At 60.0% G+C, this 18157-nt stretch carries 17 protein-coding genes and 1 pseudogene; 4 read left to right on the top strand and 14 right to left on the bottom strand.

Translation table 11 applies throughout. The annotated features are described in order from the left end of the window. Positions 1–6: 6 nt before the first annotated feature. The 7 genes from CVV65_RS07090 to CVV65_RS07060 all read right to left on the bottom strand — a co-directional run bounded on the left by CVV65_RS07090 (position 7) and on the right by CVV65_RS07060 (position 7064). A complete protein-coding gene (locus CVV65_RS07090) occupies positions 7–2163 on the bottom strand; it encodes a PASTA domain-containing penicillin-binding protein (protein WP_100667534.1) in 2157 nt (718 codons plus the stop codon). Next, positions 2160–2540: an FtsB/FtsL family cell division protein gene (locus CVV65_RS07085; protein ID WP_100667533.1), complete on the bottom strand. Its 381-nt coding sequence runs from the start codon at positions 2538–2540 to the stop codon at positions 2160–2162. The genes CVV65_RS07090 and CVV65_RS07085 overlap by 4 nt, the downstream gene beginning before the upstream one ends. Positions 2541–2553: 13 nt before the next feature. Continuing rightward, positions 2554–3501 (bottom strand): 16S rRNA (cytosine(1402)-N(4))-methyltransferase RsmH, encoded by a 948-nt coding sequence (gene rsmH, locus CVV65_RS07080; protein WP_100667532.1) that lies wholly within the window; start codon positions 3499–3501, stop codon positions 2554–2556. A gap of 16 nt (positions 3502–3517) precedes the next feature. Continuing rightward, complete coding sequence (gene mraZ / locus CVV65_RS07075; protein WP_100667531.1) at positions 3518–3949, bottom strand: division/cell wall cluster transcriptional repressor MraZ; 432 nt, start codon at positions 3947–3949, stop codon at positions 3518–3520. A 129-nt stretch (positions 3950–4078) separates the two neighbouring features. After that, positions 4079–4507, bottom strand: coding sequence for a hypothetical protein (locus CVV65_RS07070; protein WP_100667530.1), 429 nt, complete (start codon positions 4505–4507; stop codon positions 4079–4081). Between the two features lie 74 nt (positions 4508–4581). Further along, complete coding sequence (locus CVV65_RS07065; RefSeq protein ID WP_198592162.1) at positions 4582–6102, bottom strand: acyl-CoA carboxylase subunit beta; 1521 nt, start codon at positions 6100–6102, stop codon at positions 4582–4584. Between the two features lie 17 nt (positions 6103–6119). Next, positions 6120–7064 carry a hydroxymethylglutaryl-CoA lyase gene (locus CVV65_RS07060; protein ID WP_100667528.1) on the bottom strand — a complete coding sequence of 315 codons (945 nt, stop codon included), beginning with the start codon at positions 7062–7064 and terminating at the stop codon, positions 6120–6122. Between the two features lie 211 nt (positions 7065–7275). Between CVV65_RS07060 and ymfI the strand changes: the two genes are divergently transcribed. Beyond that, a complete protein-coding gene (gene ymfI / locus CVV65_RS07055; RefSeq protein ID WP_100669262.1) occupies positions 7276–8037 on the top strand; it encodes an elongation factor P 5-aminopentanone reductase in 762 nt (253 codons plus the stop codon). Positions 8038–8140: 103 nt separating this feature from the next. On the opposite strand, the gene erpA is transcribed toward ymfI, so the two are convergent. The 7 genes from erpA to CVV65_RS07020 all read right to left on the bottom strand — a co-directional run bounded on the left by erpA (position 8141) and on the right by CVV65_RS07020 (position 15414). Beyond that, positions 8141–8497, bottom strand: a complete 357-nt coding sequence (erpA, locus tag CVV65_RS07050; protein WP_100667527.1) for an iron-sulfur cluster insertion protein ErpA — start codon at positions 8495–8497, stop codon at positions 8141–8143. Between the two features lie 86 nt (positions 8498–8583). After that, complete coding sequence (locus CVV65_RS07045) at positions 8584–9051, bottom strand: hypothetical protein (RefSeq protein WP_100667526.1); 468 nt, start codon at positions 9049–9051, stop codon at positions 8584–8586. A gap of 137 nt (positions 9052–9188) precedes the next feature. Further along, positions 9189–11021 carry a translational GTPase TypA gene (gene typA / locus CVV65_RS07040; RefSeq protein ID WP_100667525.1) on the bottom strand — a complete coding sequence of 611 codons (1833 nt, stop codon included), beginning with the start codon at positions 11019–11021 and terminating at the stop codon, positions 9189–9191. Continuing rightward, a complete protein-coding gene (locus CVV65_RS07035; protein WP_157935424.1) occupies positions 11018–11767 on the bottom strand; it encodes an HAD family hydrolase in 750 nt (249 codons plus the stop codon). Before CVV65_RS07035 ends, typA begins: the two co-directional genes overlap by 4 nt. Before the next feature lie 39 nt (positions 11768–11806). After that, complete coding sequence (locus tag CVV65_RS07030; protein WP_100667523.1) at positions 11807–12043, bottom strand: hypothetical protein; 237 nt, start codon at positions 12041–12043, stop codon at positions 11807–11809. A gap of 57 nt (positions 12044–12100) precedes the next feature. After that, on the bottom strand, positions 12101–12403 hold the full coding sequence (locus CVV65_RS07025) for a winged helix-turn-helix transcriptional regulator (RefSeq protein ID WP_013075862.1): 303 nt from the start codon (positions 12401–12403) through the stop codon (positions 12101–12103). A gap of 194 nt (positions 12404–12597) precedes the next feature. Continuing rightward, positions 12598–15414, bottom strand: a complete 2817-nt coding sequence (locus CVV65_RS07020) for an S-layer homology domain-containing protein (RefSeq protein ID WP_198592161.1) — start codon at positions 15412–15414, stop codon at positions 12598–12600. Positions 15415–15950: 536 nt separating this feature from the next. Between CVV65_RS07020 and CVV65_RS07015 the strand changes: the two are divergent. The 3 genes and pseudogenes from CVV65_RS07015 to CVV65_RS07005 all read left to right on the top strand — a co-directional run. Beyond that, positions 15951–16202, top strand: a pseudogene (locus CVV65_RS07015) (reverse transcriptase domain-containing protein); the annotation flags it as partial. A 248-nt stretch (positions 16203–16450) separates the two neighbouring features. After that, positions 16451–17386: a M48 family metalloprotease gene (locus CVV65_RS07010; protein WP_157935423.1), complete on the top strand. Its 936-nt coding sequence runs from the start codon at positions 16451–16453 to the stop codon at positions 17384–17386. Between the two features lie 126 nt (positions 17387–17512). Next, the gene (locus CVV65_RS07005) at positions 17513–18145 is read left to right on the top strand and encodes an RpnC/YadD family protein (RefSeq protein WP_232059648.1); all 633 of its coding nucleotides are present in this window, start codon (positions 17513–17515) and stop codon (positions 18143–18145) included. Positions 18146–18157: the final 12 nt, after the last annotated feature.

Below are 18157 nucleotides of genomic sequence, written 5' to 3'. Positions count from 1 at the left end.
CGGGCCCTACGACCCAGGTGACCGGCTTTTGAATGTCACTTGAACCGACGATCCGGCCGGGACAAGCCCGCCGGCGGGCACGCTCTGGGAGATCGCCCAGCCATCGCCGGTGGGACTCAGTTTCAGACCCACCGCTGCGCACAGATCTGCGGCGTCCCGCATCGTGAGCCCGGTGAAATCCGGAACAGCCACCTTCCCGTCATCCCTGGCCGGAGTCTGTAGCACCACCCCCGCCCCCTTGGCCACCTGAACGCCGGGAGCCGGCCACTGGTGCGCCACAGGACCCGGCTTGCCGGTCAGCCACGCCTTCAGGCCAGCAGCCCGGAGAATTTGCTGGGCTTGCCCGCTGTCCTTCCCCTGCACCGAAGGCACGGTCACGAGATTCTGCGGAGCGGGCGGGGCCGGGTTCGGCGCGCCTTTGGGAGGATTCGCCGCCAGATCCTTGGGATCCGGGGCCACCCCGAGATAGGGCAACACCTGTTCCAGGATCCTTTTTGCCACCGGCGAAGCCACGGTATTTCCGAACTGGAGGGCCACCTTTGGCGCTTCGGCCGTGACGTAGATCAGGACCCGGGGATCATGTGCCGGGGCGAAACCGATAAAAGACGTCCGGTAGCGATCCGGGTAGTATCCCGTATGATTCGGCAAAGGAATCTGGGCGGTGCCCGTCTTCCCGGCTACATGATACCCCGGGATATACGCCGCTTTTGATGTATCTTTGCTCACGACATCCTCCATAATCTGCCGAACCGTGTTCAACACATCCGGGGGAGCCACCCCGTCTCGAATCACCTCGGTCCCTTGGTTCCGCAAGACTGCTCCAGTCTTGGGATCGACCACCTCTTTTAACACATGGGGGCGAACCAGCTTTCCCCCGTCGGCGATTGCCATCACCTCTTCCACTTGCTGGATCGGCGTCACCGCAATGCCTTGCCCAAAAGCGGTCGTCGCCAAATCGATGGGCCGAATGGTCGCGGGATCGAACAACTGGGCCCCGCTTTCACCGGGGAGATCGATCCCGGTCTTGGAATTAAAACCGAATCGATCGATATACTCGTACAGTTTTTCGGCCCCGACCCGTTGCCCCAGGATGACGAATCCCACATTGCTGGAGACGATGACCGCCTGCCGGAAGCTGATGGTTCCGAACCCCGTCCAATTCCAGTCGTGGATCGGCACCCCTTGAACCACGATCTTTCCGGATTGAAAGGTGTCGTTGAGATTCACCTTATGCTCCGCCAGGGCGGCCGTCAAGGTGACCAGCTTAAAAGTTGAACCCGGCTCAAAAGGGTCGGAGATGGCGATGTTCCGGTCCAACACCGATGAACTGGATTTCCAGTACTGATTCGGGTCGAAGGTCGGGCGGTTTGCCATGGCCAGGATTTCCCCGGTGCGGGGGTCGGCCACGATGACCGAGGCCGTTTGCGGATGTGCATCGGCCATGAGCCGGTCGAGTTCCCGTTCGACGATGGCCTGAATGGCGCTGTCGATGGTGAGCACCACATTTTTCCCGTCCACCGGCGGGTCAATCTGCTCCTTCCCGAAGGGGAGCGGATACCCGTTCCGGTCTTTCAGGTACCGGGCGTGACCGGGCTGCCCTTTGAGAATGTTATTGTACTCCAGTTCTACCCCGGCCTGGCCCTCCCCGGTCTCCACGTTCGTGAACCCCAGAACATGGGCCGCCAAACTTCCGCCAGGGTAAACGCGCTTTGTGGTGTCCGTCAAAAATACCCCCGGCAACTTAAGACTGCGAATTTTCTGAGCTACGTCTTCATCCAGGCGCATTCCCCCGGGGCGCAGTTCGGTCCATTCCCCGGCGGCAGACACCACCTGGTCGATCTGGGCGGGGGTCATGTGCACCAGGGGAGCCAGTTTCGCGACGGCAGCTTCACCGACCACGGGAATGTCCGGAAACTGTCCCGCTTTCGTGTGGAGGACCACGTTGTACGCAGGCACCGTCTCCGCCAGCACCCGGCCGTTGCGGTCTAGGATCTCCCCTCGATTGGCGGGGAGATCCTCATTGGCCACCCACACGTTTTCCGCCTGGGCGGCCCAAGCCGGGGTATCCACCACCTGGATCCAGCCCAGCCGCAATGTGACGGCCGCAAGGGTCGCCACCAATCCCCCGAGTAGCCACACATGCCTTCGGCGTCCGCGTCTCATCGGCTCGCCCCACCTCCCGAGGCCGAGAGCACCCGCCACTGATCCGGGGAAACAGGCACCAGCCCCATCTTTTTCGCCACATCCACCACCCGGGAAGGCGCGGAGAGCCGGCTGACCTCGCCCTGCAGCACGTTATTCTGCTGTTCGAGATCAGCCACCTGGCCCTGAACCTCCTGGACATGATAGTTGCGGGCTGTGATCGCCGCGTCCCGGGAAATCACCCAGCTTACCACCGCGACGGCCAACAGCACCACGGCGACCAGCGAAACCCGGTCGCGCACCACCTCCGGCGATAGGCGGGGAAGCCGCCTTTCTCCACGGCGGGGTTTGACACTCGGTTTTGTCACGACCTGTTTCAATGGTTTCACAGCCGCCATCCCATACACTCCCTTATTCCTGCGCAAGGCGCTCGGCCCCGCGAAGTTTGGCTGAACGGGCCCGGGGATTGCGCGCAAGTTCCTCGGGACCGGGAACGATCGGCCGGCGGCCGATCAGCCGGACCCGAGGCCGACGTCCACAGGTGCACACTGGCGCTTCCGGGGGGCAAATGCAGGACCTGGCCTCCTCAGCGAGAATCCGCTTGACGATACGATCCTCCAGGGAATGGAAGGCAATCACCGCCAACCGCCCGCCCGGGCGAAGGACATCCAGGGCCCCCTTCACCCCCTCCTCCAGCGCTCCCAACTCATCATTCACCGCAATACGCAAGGCTTGAAAGGTCCTTCGCGCGGGATGAGGTCCATGCCGTCGGGAGGCAGCCGGAATGGCCTCCTTGACCAGTTCCGCCAACTCCCCAGTGGTCTCGATGGCCTGGCGTTGTCTCCGCCTCACAATGGCTTTGGCGATGCGGCCCGCCCATCGTTCTTCCCCATAATCCCGGACCACCCGGGCAAGCTCCGCCTCGGGCCAACTGTTGACGATGTCCCGGGCGGTCAGCGTTCCGGAAAGATCCATTCGCATGTCGAGAGGGGCGTCCAAGCGATAGCTAAATCCTCGCTCCGCCTCGTCCACCTGAGGGGAGGACAGCCCCACGTCGAGAAGGATCCCGTCCACGCCCTCGATCACACCGAGACTCCAAAGAATCTCCTTGATGTGACGAAAATTCCCCTTGACGGTCGTCACCCGTCCTCCATAACGGGTCAGACGCTCCTTCGAGGCGGTCAAGGCTTCATCGTCCTGGTCGATACCGATCAGCCGGCCGTCCGGTGCCGAAGCCTCAAGGATCGCCTGGGCGTGCCCTCCCCCTCCCACGGTGCCGTCCACGTACAATCCGCCCGGGCGAGGCTGGAGTATCGCGAGGACCTCGTTAAGCAAAACCGGTTCGTGGCGGAACGCCAACGCACTCCCCCCGATCTTAAAATCCCAGCTCTGCCAGGCTTTCCGCTATGCCGGCAAAAGATTCCTGGGCCTTGTCAAAATACGCATCCCACGCCTCCTTGGCCCACACTTCCACCCGGCTAGAAACCCCGATAATCACGCAATCCTTCTCCAGGGACGCATACTCGCGAAGGGACCCGGGAATCAGAATCCGCCCCTGTCGATCAAATTCGCACTCCGTCGCCCCAGAAAAGAAAAATCGCATGAACGCCCGAGCCTCTGGTCGGGCCACAGGTAGGGTCTTCAACTTTGCTTCGACGCTCTCCCATTCTTTTCGCGGGTAAGCGAAAAGGCAGCGGTCCAACCCCCGGGTTAGAATAAAACCCGGACCGAGGCCTTCCCGAAATTTGGCGGGCATGGTGAGCCGACCTTTGTCATCCACGGTATGACTGAACTCCCCGATGAACAAGGTCGCTCACCACCCTTCCCCCTAACTCCCCACTTACCCCCACTTTCCACCACACTCTTCATATTCTCCTCGGCAGCAAAAAAATCCTGCCCGAATCGGCAGGATTCCATGTAGTCCTTTTTTTCCTCGTCATGATTCCCTTTCATCTCCGGTGCCGGCGGGCTTCGTCACCCACCAGACGACCTGACCTTCGGCGGTTTCCGCATCCCGGCTCCCCGTGGCCCGTTCTCCATCACCGCGGGTCTGTTCGAACTTGGATTCTTTCGAAAGCCCGCGCCTCTCTACACCCCGGGCCCCGGGATTCAGTCGGCTCCCTTGATCCGCCTTCGGCGGCCCGGACTGCAATTCGGACTCCCGGGATGAGTGCCCCTTTTCGCCCCGGGAATGCTGCGACCCACCAAGGCCCCGGGTCTTACCGCCGTGTTCCATCCCTTCCAACCACTCCGCCGCCGTTCGGGCCCAGCGAGCCACCGCCTTTCGCCCTTGGGGGCTCGCCAACAGCACCGCCCCGGCAACTGCCAACCATATCCAAGACGGATTTCGCGCCTGCCGCCACATATGCTCCCGGCCCCCCTCCATCTGCTGAGGCTAGGATGCCCAAGGCGGTCGGCGCTCATTCTGGGATCGCTCTGTTAAACCGGGTAGACCGCGTGTTTGCGCCGAGCAAAGGTCAACTCCTTCGTTTCATAGGCCGCGAATCTCTTGATGAGTTCCTCCCGCAGTCGATCCGGCTCCACGATCTCATCCACCACGAGCTCCCCAGCCAAGCGGTAGATGTCGATATCCCGGCGGTACTCTTCCCGCTTCTCCTCGATAAAACCGGGTCTTTCTGCCTCGGGCAGAGACTGGATCTTGTTACTGTACACGGCGTTCACCGCCGCCTCGGGTCCCATCACTGCGATTTGCGCCCCGGGGAGAGCAATGCAGGCATCGGGTTCAAAGGCCGGACCCGCCATGGCATAAAGCCCGGCTCCGTAGGCTTTGCGGACGATCACCGAAATCTTTGGCACCGTGGCCTCGGAAACGGCGGCGATCATTTTGGCGCCGTGCCGAATAATCCCTTGGCGTTCAACTTTCGTCCCAATCATGAAACCCGGCACGTCCGCCAAAAACAGAAGGGGAATGGAAAAAGCGTCGCAAAGCATGACAAACCGGGCCGCTTTGTCCGCGGAGTCCACAAACAGAACCCCGCCCTTGACCCGGGGTTGATTGGCGACGATCCCCACCGGCCGTCCGTCGATCCGGGCGAGCCCCGTGATCAACTCCTGGGCGAAGAGGCGCTTGATTTCAAAGAATGATCCTTCGTCCACCAGGCGATCGATGACATCGTACATGTTAAAAGGCACATTTTGATTCTCGGGGATAATCGCCGAAAGAGGGCGCTCGCTGGCTTTAGGGGGCCGGCGTTCAGCCCGGGACGGCTTCTCCTGCCAGTTGTTCGGCATGAATCTCAAGTACTCCCGGGCTGCGGCGATCGCCTCTTGTTCATCCTTGGCCAACACATCCCCACAGCCGCTCACCGAGCAGTGCATCCGGGCGCCGCCCATCTCCTCCAAAGTTACCTTCTCCCCGATCACCATCTCCGCCATCCGGGGGGAGCCAAGATACATGCTGGCGTTTCCCTCCACCATAATCACCAGGTCGCAGAAAGCTGGAATATAGGCGCCTCCAGCCGCGGAAGGGCCAAACAACAAACAGATCTGGGGGATCACCCCGGAAAGGCGCACTTGATGGTAAAAAATCCGCCCGGCCCCCCGGCGGCCCGGGAACATCTCCACCTGATCGGTGATCCGGGCGCCCGCCGAATCCACGAGATACAACAGGGGGACGCGCATTTTCTCGGCGAGTTCCTGGATCCGCAGGATCTTTTCCACCGTCCGGGCTCCCCAGGACCCGGCCTTCACCGTGGAATCATTGGCCATAAAGCAGACTGTGCGCCCGTGGATGCGGCCGACTCCCGTCACCACCCCGTCCGCCGGCAACCCCTCCGCCTGGCAATTGGCAAACAACCCCTCTTCAAAAGAAATATCATCGTCCAACAGCAGACGCAATCGGTCACGCACGAACAATTTCCCGTCCCGGCGAAGTTTCTCATGATACTTTTCCTCGCCGCCCCCCAGGATCTTGTTTCGAATGTCTTCGTACCCACTCATGAATCGGACGTCCCCCTTTACCGTGAACATTGGTGCAAATCGGCGTGATCGTTACTGCACGAAGCGCCCCGCCGGGCCCGGAGGTTATGGGCGGGCAAGGTCCGGCCCAAGGCACCTTCGATAAATTCCGCCGCTCCCAGAGCCGCTTCAAAGGAAACCCCGGTCTCCACCCCGCACCCTCGCATGAGGTACAGGACGTCCTCGGTGGCCACGTTCCCCGTGGCCCCGGGGGCGTATGGACAGCCGCCCAGCCCGCCTAAGGAGGCATCGAAAATGTAGACCCCGTGCTCCATGGCCGCATAAATATTCGCAATGGCCATGCCATACGTATCGTGAAAATGCAGCGCCAACCGGTCGATCGACACGTCTTTTAACAGGAGGTCCACCAATCGATGAACATCCGCCGGCGTCGCCACGCCGATGGTATCTCCCACCGATAGCTCGTCGATTCCCATCTCCAAGAGACGCAGGGAGACCTCTCGAACCTGTTCCACGGGTACCCTGCCTTCAAAGGGGCACCCAAAGGCCGTGGAAACGTAACCCCGGACAAACATTCCTCCGGCCTTCGCCTCTTGAACCGCCTCGGCCAGCACCGGGTACGTGTCGGCGATTGACTTGTTGATATTCTTTCGGTTATGGGTCTCACTGGCGGACATGAACACCGCCACGGCCTCCACCCCGATGGCTGCGGCCCGCTCCAGTCCCTTCACATTGGGAACCAGGGCACTGTACTGCACCCCCTCTGCTCGCCGAATCCGCCGCATCACCTCTTCGGCATCCGCCAAAGCCGGAATCCAGCGCGGGTTGACGAAAGATGTTACTTCGATGCGCTTTAGTCCGGTCTCGCTGAGTCGGTCGATCCACGCCACCTTCACGTCCGTCGGAACCACATCCGGCTCATTTTGCAGCCCGTCTCTCGGGCCGACTTCCACGATTTGCACCCGCTGAGGTTGTGTCCCCACTCTCTCGTCACCTCACCTCTCCATGTTCGCTCCATAAAGGCGCTCCTACCCATTTACCATTTTCGACACATCGGGGCAAAATCCTGTCGCTGACCGATCGCTCGTTCAGGTTCCGCAGCGTCTGTTCTGTCGCCCCCCAGGGCTTGCCCTTTTACGCCTTCGGGTATACGCTTATTGTCGAAACAATGACAGAGGAACCGGGGTGAAATCGATGGCAGCATCCACCGGGCGGCCACTGGCCGATCACGTGGCATTGATCACCGGGGCATCCGGGAACATCGGCGCAGCCATCGCCAAGGAGCTCGCCGATGCCGGGGCCCATGTGGCCCTGCATTACCACCGTCGTCTGGAGGCCGCCCTTCTCACCGCCTCCGCTTGCCGGGCATCCGGAGTGGAAGCCGTCGTCCTCGAAGCGGATCTCACCCGTAGTGACGAAGCCCGGGATCTCGTCCGCCGGGCCGCCGACTCCCTGGGCCCTCTCCGCATTCTGGTCAACGCGGCGGGTAACACTGCGTACAAGCTCCTCATCGACACCGAAGAGGAAGAATGGGACCACCTCCTCGCCCTGAACCTAAAGGCGGTCTACGCCACCTGCCGGGCGGCTCTCCCAGCCATGATCCGCCGGGGATACGGGCGGATCATCAACATCGCCTCGATCTGGGGGGAAACGGGAGGGGCGGGGGAAGTGGCGTACTCCGCTGCCAAGGGCGGGCTCATCGCCTTCACCCGGGCCCTGGCCAAAGAAGTGGCCCGAACGGGGGTAACGGTCAACGCCGTCTCCCCGGGGCCTGTGGATACGGGCATGCTGGGCCCCTTTTCTCCCGAAGAGCGCGCCCAGATCGCCGATCAGATCCCGATCGGACGCCTCGGCACCCCCCAGGACGTGGCTCGGGCGGTTTTGTTTCTCTCCCGGCCGGACAGCGACTGGATCACGGGGCAAACCCTTCGGCCGAACGGTGGACAATACCCTTGAAGGCCCTTGAGCTGAAAACCCAGGATCAGTAGCCCCCTGCGGACATAAAAAACCCGCGGTTCTCGCCGCGGGTGACGGGATCATGGAAAACCCTTCAGGTCGCTCAATGATCGCAACAACCGGGCTCATCGGCCCCGTCCGCCGTACGGAACGAATGACCGCATCCGCAGGTGGAGACCGCGTTGGGGTTGTGAATCTTAAACCCCGCCCCGGTGAGGGTATCCACGTAATCGATCTCCGCCCCGGTGAGGTACGGAGCGCTCATCGGGTCGATCACCACCCGGACACCTTCGGACTCCACGACATTGTCCTCATTCTTCGGCTCATCCAGGGCCATGCCGTAGCTGAAACCGCTGCAGCCCCCGGCTTTGATGAACACCCGAACCGCCAGATCCTCGCGCCCTTTGTCGGCAATGAGCTCCTTGAGCTTCCCGGCCGCTTCCTGGGTCAGCGTTATCATCCACTCAACACCTCCCGGTAAGATCGATTGCCTACACGACCAGTGTATCCCCTTTGCCCTTTGAAAAGCAAGTCTTTTCGCGACAATTATACGGCCGGATCCCACAAATCCCGAATTAGATAAAAAGCCGCTTCGCGATTGTCCCAAATCGCTTCCGCCACCGCCGTGGAAAACATGCCCGATCGGGCCATGCGGTACAGTTCCGCCAGGCTTTCGATCGGGTACAGGGCCCGGTTCACTTTGTCCAAAAACAGCCGACCTTTGTCATCTTCGTGAACGCGCTCGGCGTACGCAAGATTGAGTCGTTCTGACAAATCATCCCCCGCAAAAGTCTCCACCACCGCGCAGTATCGAAAAGCGGTGTCCACGTAAAGAAGGTGCTGGGTCGGAGTCCCCTCGGCTTTTTTCTGCTGCAGGATCTCCAAGGCACGCAACATCCGCTCCGCAGCCTCCGCTTGCTTGACCCGCTGGTACTGTTCTGTGACATCCTGCCCCAAGGCATCGAACACCTTGCCATCTTTCATGGTCAACGGATAGACGAATTCTTGATCCACCGGAATCCCCCCTGGCGGAAACAGGCCCCGTCATCCGGTGTGGAGCGGCCTTAACCCGATCTTTACTCCACAGTATACCACATGTGGGGCAATATGCGCGAATTTTGATGCGCAGAAATAAAAAGAAGGGCGGGAGCCTAGGTCCGGGCCCCCGCCTTCCCCCGGTTTGCCCGCTCCCGCTCGGATTTCGACAAAATCCGCTTCCGGAGCCGCACCGCTTTCGGGGTGATTTCGCAGTACTCGTCGTCGGCCAGATACTCCAGGGCGGCTTCTAAGGACATTTTGCGCGGCGTCTTCAGCCGGATGCCTTCTTCTTTTGTTGAAGCCCGCATATTGGTGACGTGTTTCGCCTTGCACACGTTGACAGTGATATCCTGTTCCCGGGAATGCTCGCCGACGATCATGCCCTCGTACACCTCGACGCCGGGCTCGATAAACATGACGCCCCGGTCCTGGACGGACTCAATGCCATAGGCGGTGGCTGTCCCCTCCACCGCGGCGATCAACACCCCTTGACTGCGGCCGGGGAGCCCCTCCTCCCGGGGGCGGTAATCGTAGAACCGGTGGTGCATCACCCCGTTCCCCCGGGTTTCAGTGAGAAAGCGGCTGCGGTAGCCGATCAACCCCCGGGTGGGAACGATGAATTCCAATCGGCTCGTCCCTTGGCCGGTCGGTTCCATATTTTGGAGTTCACCCTTGCGCGCGCCGATCTGTTCCATGACCACGCCCACAAACTCCTCGGGTACATCCACGGTCAACCACTCGTAAGGTTCGTAGACCCGGCCATCCCGCTCTTTCAGGATCACCCGGGGCCTGGACACCTGAAGCTCGTACCCTTCCCGGCGCATCGTCTCGATCAGAATCGATAAGTGCAGCTCGCCCCTCCCGGCCACCCGCCAGGCGTCCGGACTGTCCGTGTCTTCCACCCGCAAGCTCACGTCCCGCTCGGTCTCCCGGTAGAGCCGCTCCCGCAGCTGGCGGGAGGTCACAAAGGTCCCTTCCCGGCCGGCGAAGGGGCTGTCGTTAATGAGAAACGTCATCTCGATCGTGGGCTCCTCCACCTCAATAGCCGGCAGGGGCTCCGGCTGATCGGGGTCGGCCAGGGTTTCACCGACGGTGATATCCGGGATCCCCGCCACCCCCACGAGATCACCGGTCCCGGCGTTCTCCAACTCCACCCGGGAGAGGCCGACAAAGCCGTACAATTTTTGCACCCGGACCGAGCGGGGTTCCGTCCCGGGAGAAACCAGCGCCAGCCTCTGTCCTGAAGTCAGCGTCCCCCGGTAGATCCGGCCCACGCCGATGCGCCCCAGGTACTCATCATAATCCAGCCGGGTGACCTGAAACTGCAGGGGACCGGAAGGATCTCCCCCGGGGGCCGGAATCCGATGGATGATCGCTTCAAAGAGTGGCCCCAGGTCCTTGCCCGGAACCGCCGGGTCCAAGGTGGCCGTTCCTTGCACGGCCGAGGCGTAGAGGACGGGAAAATCCAATTGTTCATCCGAGGCCTCAAGGGTCAGAAACAGATCGTACACCTGCTCCAGGACCTCCTCGGGCCGTGCCTGGGGGCGATCCATCTTGTTCAACACCACGATGGGCGCCAACCCGGCCGCCAAGGCTTTGCGCAGGACGAATTTGGTCTGGGGCATCACCCCTTCAAAAGCGTCCACCACCAAAAGCACGCCGTCCACCATGCGGATAATCCGCTCCACCTCGCCGCTAAAATCCGCGTGTCCCGGGGTGTCGACGATGTTGATCACGTACTCCCCGTAGCGAATGGAGGTGTTTTTGGCGAGAATGGTGATGCCCCGCTCCCGCTCCAATTCTCCCTGATCCATGACCCGTTCTTCTACCCGGGCCCCTTCGCGAAACGAGCCGGATTGCCGCAGCATCTGGTCCACCAGGGTCGTCTTGCCGTGATCCACGTGGGCCACGATGGCCACATTGCGCAGATGCCTCTGTTCGGTCATCCGGCCACACCTCTCTCTCCAATGATGACGGCGGGGACCTCCCGCAACCCGGATACGTGATGCAACCGCGAATAGTACGACTCCGGGATCACCGCGTGGTCGAACTCCCAGGGTTGCTCTTCCGGCACGTGAATCGCCGTCAAACCCAGCTCCAGGGCCGGCAGAATATCGCTTCGCAAAGAGTTCCCCACCATCCACGCGCCTCCGGCGGGAAGGTCAAACTGATGGAGCAGCTCGCCCAATCGGACGCGGTCTTTAAAGGGAGTGACAAACCGCCTCTCCGGATCGAAAAATCGGCTCAGCCCGGACTGTTCCAGTTTCCGGAGCTGAACCTCGGGATCCCCGCCGGTATAAAGATATAGGACATGTCCCCGATCCCGCAACTCCTCGAGGCTTTCCCGGGCATAGGGGTAGAGAATGACCGGCGACTCGTAGACCCGGTAACCCAGGGCGAGCAAAGACCGTTCCTCCTCGGGCTCCGCTTTGCGCCCGAACCGCTTACAAAATATGCGGTAGGTTTCCACCAAGGACTGGGGAAAATGATCTTTCTGCAAGCCGCCCTTCTCCACCTGCTCCAGATCGATCCGGGACTGTGTCGCCCAAATCTCCCGGCCCGTCACCCCGCCCCGCCCGAACCAACTCAGCATTTGCTCTACAAAATTCCTGCGGACACGAAGAAAGTGCACATTACAGTGCACCAAGGTATCATCCAGATCAAAGATAATGTGCTCTTTGTCCTTCTTCACTGGTATCCACCCGTTCGGGGCAGACCAAAGCGGCCGGTTCTAGCGACTGAACAGCGCGACGACCACCCATACCGCCACCGCCGCCAACACCCCGAGCAGCGCCCAAAAGCCGAAGCCTCCACCGTAGGGGCCAAACAAACCGGTCAAAAACCCCGTGGTCCAGGGCATGGGTTTCCCGGGGTAGGCGTGGTATTCCTCTTCTCCTCCCGCTGTCACTGCACCTTCCCGCCGCTTTTGATCGCCCGATTCTGTGCGTTTTTCCTCTCGCCTGGGCATCCGTCGTCCACCTTTCCTCGGGGCATTTTGCCCCTAGTATCGGCCGGCCCGACGGACTTATGCGTACTTAGAGCCCCATTCCATCATCGACTCAAGGACAATATTCAATGACCGCCCCTTCTCCGTCAGGGTGTACTCCACCCGGGGTGGAGAAGCGTCCGGATAAACCGTTCGCTCGACAATTCCATGTTCTTCCAGCTCTTTCAGCCGCTCGGACAACACCTTGTCCGTGATCTGCAAGTTTCGCCCGATCTCCGCAAACCGGCGCTTCCCCCGAAACAACTCCCGAATAATCAAGACCATCCATTTCTTGCCGATGACCTGAAGAGTGCGCTCAATTGGGCACGCTGCATCGCCCATATTCCCTCATCCCCTCAACCCCTGCCCATCCCCGGGGTGGCCTCGGGCTTACCGATGGGTAGGATACTTACCCATTTATTATACGGAATCCCCAACCGTCGGTCAACCATAGAAAGTCGAATCCCGTCGAAAACAAAAAGCCGGGGCCGGGTGACACCTCTGTCGCCCGAACCCCAGCTTATAGAATTGGGATGCTATTCAGCAACGGATGGCGCAGACGCCGTTCCGCCGCCAGAATTTTGACCGGCCGCGGCTTTGAGGAGCACCGCCACCGTCTCGGCCCGGGTGGTCAAACCTTCCGGCTCAAACTGGTTGTCACCCCTCCCGACCAACAGTCCGGCCTCTTGGGCCACCGCCACAAACCTCCGAGCCCACTCGGGAATGGCGCTGTCATCGGCAAAGGTGGTGTGGGCGCCGGCCATCACCGGCAACCCCGCCGCTTTGGCGATGATCACCCCAAGTTCCGCCCGGCTGATCAGCCGATCGGGTCGAAAATATCCATCGTCGTACCCTTTGAGGACCCCGAGGACCGTCCCGGCCGCCACCGCATCCCGGGCCCAGTCAGGAATCCCGTCCCGGTCCAGATACGGCAATGACGGTCCTTCCGTGGGCGCCCACCCGAAGGCTTTCATGGCCATGACGGCAAATTCGCCCCGGGTCACCGGCTGGTCGGGCCGAAAGGTGCCGTCGGGAAATCCGGTCACCCATCCCCGGGCCGCCTCCCGGATCAGGGCCTCCGCCCAGTGGCCCTTGATATCGGTGAAATCCGGACCCGGAGGCGTCACGTCCTTTACGGTCACCTTCACCCGGACCGTCTGTCCCTGATAGGACACCCCGATCTCAGCCGTTCCCGGGCTCTTGCCCGTCACCCGGCCCCGGCCGTCCACCTCCGCCACCGCAGAATCGGAACTCTGATAGGTCGCCAGCCCCGTCACGTCCTGTTTCCAGCCTCCCGCGTACTCGGCGTACACTTGGACGGCCCCGGTCTGCCCGACGTTCAGGTCCAGGGACTCGGGCACTGCCACCAGGCGAAGCAGAACAGGACCGGAACCTCCGCCGCCCCCTCCGCCGCCTCCTCCGGAAGACGGCGAAACGACCGTCACCGTCGCCGTCGCCTTGGGCAAATTGGGGACATCGGCCAAATTCGGGAATGATGCCGTCAACGTTGCCGTCCCGGCCTGATTCCCGGTCACTTTCCATACCGGCTCCACTTTTGCCACATCGGCCACGCCGGGATCCGAAGACACGACCGTCGCCCAAGTGGTGACATGCCAACGATTCCCGTCCGAATACTGCGCGGACAATACCGCATCCCGGCTCGCCCCTACATTCATCTCATACTGGGGCGGTTCAAACGCCAGTCCTCCTGAGAACAGGGCCAAGAGAAACGGCCGACTGTTGCCCGGATCGATGCCCCAGATATAGGTAAAATCCCACCCTTCAAAGGTGCTTTGTTGCTTCATTTCGGAGGTGGATTTTCCGGTCACCACCGGTGGGTTGGCATTGTTATCGTTTGTCCCGAATCCATCCTTTTGCCCTGACGGGTCCACGTCCCAGTAGCAACCGTCGGCGGTGCCTACTCCTTCGTTGTATCCGATCAGCCCTCCTACGCACCCGACACTTGCACTTGGCTCCGTCGTCACTTTCCCAAATGCATAACTGTTCACCATGCCTGCCCAATTATCCCCTATCAGACCTCCGACATCAAAATTTGAGCCTCCCCCTTGCACAGCACCCTCCGCATAGCTGTTTTCTATGGTGCCGGGAGAGTCATGAATTCCCACCAAACCGCCCACGGAGGACCTATCACCGGACCCTACGACGACATTTCCCATCGCATAGCTGATTTTCACAGACCCTCGATTATTCCCCACCAGTCCTCCGACTCCAGCATTGTCACTGGATGATACCTCAACTTGACCTTTTGAGTAGCTGTACTCGATGATCGCCGGATTCGGAGCCATTTCTCCTGTGTCATTGAACCCGACAAGCCCTCCGACCAAGGCATTTGGCACATCGGCGACGCCCACCCCTCCTGCGCCATGACTGCGGACAATCGCGCCGTTAAGGTTGTACCCGACCAACCCGCCGTAATTCGCTCGGGAACCGCCCTTTCCGGACACATTTCCCGTTGCGTAACTGTCTTGAACAGAACCCTGATTCTCTCCGACCAAGCCGCCTACATACGAAGATAGACCATCATTGTTCACCACGTCCTCAAGATGAACGTTCCCCGTCGCATAACTGCCGGACACGGAGCCGACATTGTTCCCCACCAGCCCGCCGATCAAGTTTCCTGCACCGTTAACCGTCACCGGCCGTTCGGCGTGGCTGTCTTGAATCGTAGAACCCTCCGTGTTTGTTCCCACAAGTCCGCAGATGGTGGCGTTGGTCGCGGTGGCCGTAATGCTGACCAAAGCCGAGCTGTCCACAATGGATCCGACGTCATCGGTTCTGCGATCGCCGTTCAAGCCGGCCAGACCACCGATAGAGCCATTTCCTGCATTCACAGTCAAGGTCCCCGCCACCCGGCCGTTCCGTACGGTGCCGCGATTTTTCCCCACCAAGGCTCCCACATAAAACTGCCCGTCACCGGTTGTGATCTGTACATTGTCCAGGGTGAGGTTTCTGATCTCCCCTCCGCTGTCCAGGGTCCCGATCAGGCCGACGGTGGCCGCCGTAGTGGACGTGATCGTCAAACCCGTGATCGTGTGCCCTTGTCCGTCTAAATGCCCGCCAAACGAAGGAATCGGCTCCCATTCGTTGCCGCCGAGATCAATATCCTGCCCCAGCACAAAAAATGTTCCGGGAGTCGTGGTCATGTTCCGCAGGGCATCCAATTGATCCCTGTTCGTGACCACGTACGGATTTGTTTGGCTTCCGTCTCCGTCCATACCCGCCGGCCCGTTGCCGGCCCGCACCGTCCCCGGCTGCCACCCCGCGGCACTCACCATCAGCCCGATCAAACCGATTACGGCCATCCGGTGAATCCTCGCTGTCCACCCTTTCATCCGCATTCCCCCTGTCCGCTGTTTCCCGAGTTAAGCTGCACCCGTCGAATCACCACCCTCAGGGGGTCTCGATCCATCAGGTCCCCCGTTTCGCTTCACGCTGTCACACCTGCGGCCTTTACCGGAGCCACGGAGGCCGTGGCCGAAAGGCTTTATACCATCCTCCGCACTGCCCCCTTGCCGTTAGGTACAAGCGCGCATATGATTATAAGAACTGAACCTTAAAACCAATTAAAAATTTATCCAAGTTATTCCTATTCTCCAAGAAAGAGTGGACACTCCAGAGCCGGATTTTTCAGCTATATTCGCAAAAATGCACTGCCGGACCGGACACCCGTCGGCATAAATCCTTGGGATGAATCGAATGCGGCACAGAGTGGATACGGTGGACTTCCAACGGCATCTTGGACAATCCGGAGGCCCGGTCTGCTGTCCACTGCAGGACGGTCTCCATTTGGCACAACGGGAGCCAGGTCATGGCGCTTCTGCCGGATAACATTTAAGCTCGCACACGCACATGATTTACTGGAAATGCGGGGACCTACCGACCGCAGCCCGTGCGCCGGGTCGAAATCCCGAAACCCGGGGGAGGCAAGCGGATGCTGGGGATCCTCACCGTGATGGGCCGCCTGATCCAGCAGGCGCTCCTGCAAGTGCTGACGCCGATCTTTGACCCGCAATTTTCGGAGGCCAGCTATGGGTTCCGCCCCGGAAGAAGGGCTCACGATGCGGGAGGTGTGCGCGGCAGTACGTGGAGGAGGGGATACGAATGGGCCGTGGACATGGACCCAATAGTCGTACCAGGAAATAACCTTAAAGTGGGTTTGGCGAAGAAACATTTGTCGTTTACGATCTTGACTTTCATTCGTCTGCGTTCACGCCACAGACAGGATGAATCCAAATACCGTGCCGCCCATAGCGCTAATTGCATTCGTATGATTTGCCATATCTACAGAAAAATTCCCCTCCATATGTTGAAATGACGACTATTTCATTGAAAAGTATAGATAAAATAACTAACTTTTGGGGTGGGATTATGGAGACTTTTACTGCCCTTCAAGAACGTGTCACGCGGGCTCGCAAATGGAAATGGTTCTGGTTCGCGTTGCTGTGGGGCGTCGTCATTCTTGCTGGGTTTGTTATCGGCGAGAAGTTGCAAGACCCAAAGGATTGGGTTATCACCATGACCGTGATTGTCGTTGGAGCCATCGTGTATGCCATCGTCTTCTCTGGCTGGCATGTGGGACTGATCGCAAGAGCACAACGCGGCCAGTGGGTTGAAGATGAGCGTCGAGTGCTTCGCTTGCTGGAGCCACTGTGTTCAGCAGCGGACATTCCCATGCCGAAGGTGTTCATTATCCCCGCGGAGGCCTGCAACGCCTACGCTGCCGGCGTGCTTAGAGGTCACCAGTATGTCGGTGTCACAAAAGGAATCCTTGATCGGCTGAGCGACGACGAGTTGCAGGCAGTGTTGGCCCACGAGGTATCGCATCTCAGGATGCAAGATCCGCTGTTTACGGCTTGGTGGATAGCCATCGTTGGCCTGATTGAATGGGTATCGATCACGTTATTCCTTGTCGGAGTGGGCGTCGCATTGACCGAAGGACGGCGCCGTAGCCGACAGGCGCAAGAGAGTGCCATGATTGGTTTCATCACGGCGGTTCTAGCCATAATCGTGGGCGTAGTCGCTGTGATCCTGATTCAAATCGGTGTCCGAGCCAGTATGCGCCGGCGTGAGTTCCTTGCCGATGGGCAGGCAGTGGTGCTCATGGGCCGTGCGCAGCCACTCATCAATGCGCTGAGTAAAATCCGCTACACCCCATACATCACCAACCGGTCGACTGCCGCCGCCTCGCTGTTTGCTTTGGACCCCGTTATTCGCCGGCACTGGTGGGAGCGGCTATTTGCTACGCACCCTGACATGGATGAGCGGATTTCGAGGTTACAGACCATTGCAAGAGAGATCGGTTGAAAAACAGCCGATTTCCAATTGCAGGCATTGGGCGTACACGGTGTAGAGTTAGCCGAGCCCTTGCCTACGGAGTTGCCGTCGAATACACTGCGGATCGACAAGGCGTGGCGGATGCGAGACGGACGAGTGTTCCACTTGGAATTCCAGAGCACGCGAGAACCGACGTTGCATCGCTTTTTGGAATACGATGCCCGGTTGGCGCGTCAGCATTTCGCGCAGGTTCGAACGGTGGTATTGTATCATGCTAATATCCAGAGCGCTCCAAGCGAGCTGGACATTGGAACGGCAATGTACCGGGTCGAAAACGTCTTCCTGTCAGATTTAAACGGTGATGCGGCGCTGAAAGAAGTCGAAGAACATCTACGAATCGGGCAATGGGAGCCAGGTGACCGGTTGCGGCTGGCCTTGGCGCTCAATATGAACGTGCGAAGTGTTTCTACAGCGTTTGAGCGGGTTTTGGAACTTGTGCCTGCAGTGCCGGACGAGACCGAACGGGATCTGGTCGTGAGCGCCATTCTGGCACTTGGAGACCAATCGCTGAACGATCAACAACGGACTCATTTGCGAAAGGAGCTAAGAAAGGTGTCCAAGATCGTAGAGGAACTTTACGAAGAAGGCCGTCAGGAAGGCGAACATCTAAAGGCTGTTCAAGTGGCCGAAAAGATGTTCCGCAAAGGCGCTTCGCTGTCGGATGTGATAGACATCACGGGCCTGTCAGAGCAAGAAGCGGAGGAAATCCGCCGAAAATTGATGAACTGATACAGCAAACAA

Origin of the sequence: Kyrpidia spormannii (assembly GCF_002804065.1) — a bacterium.
Taxonomy (GTDB): Bacteria; Bacillota; Bacilli; order Kyrpidiales; family Kyrpidiaceae; genus Kyrpidia; species Kyrpidia spormannii.
This window is presented reverse-complemented; position numbering and strand designations above follow the sequence as displayed.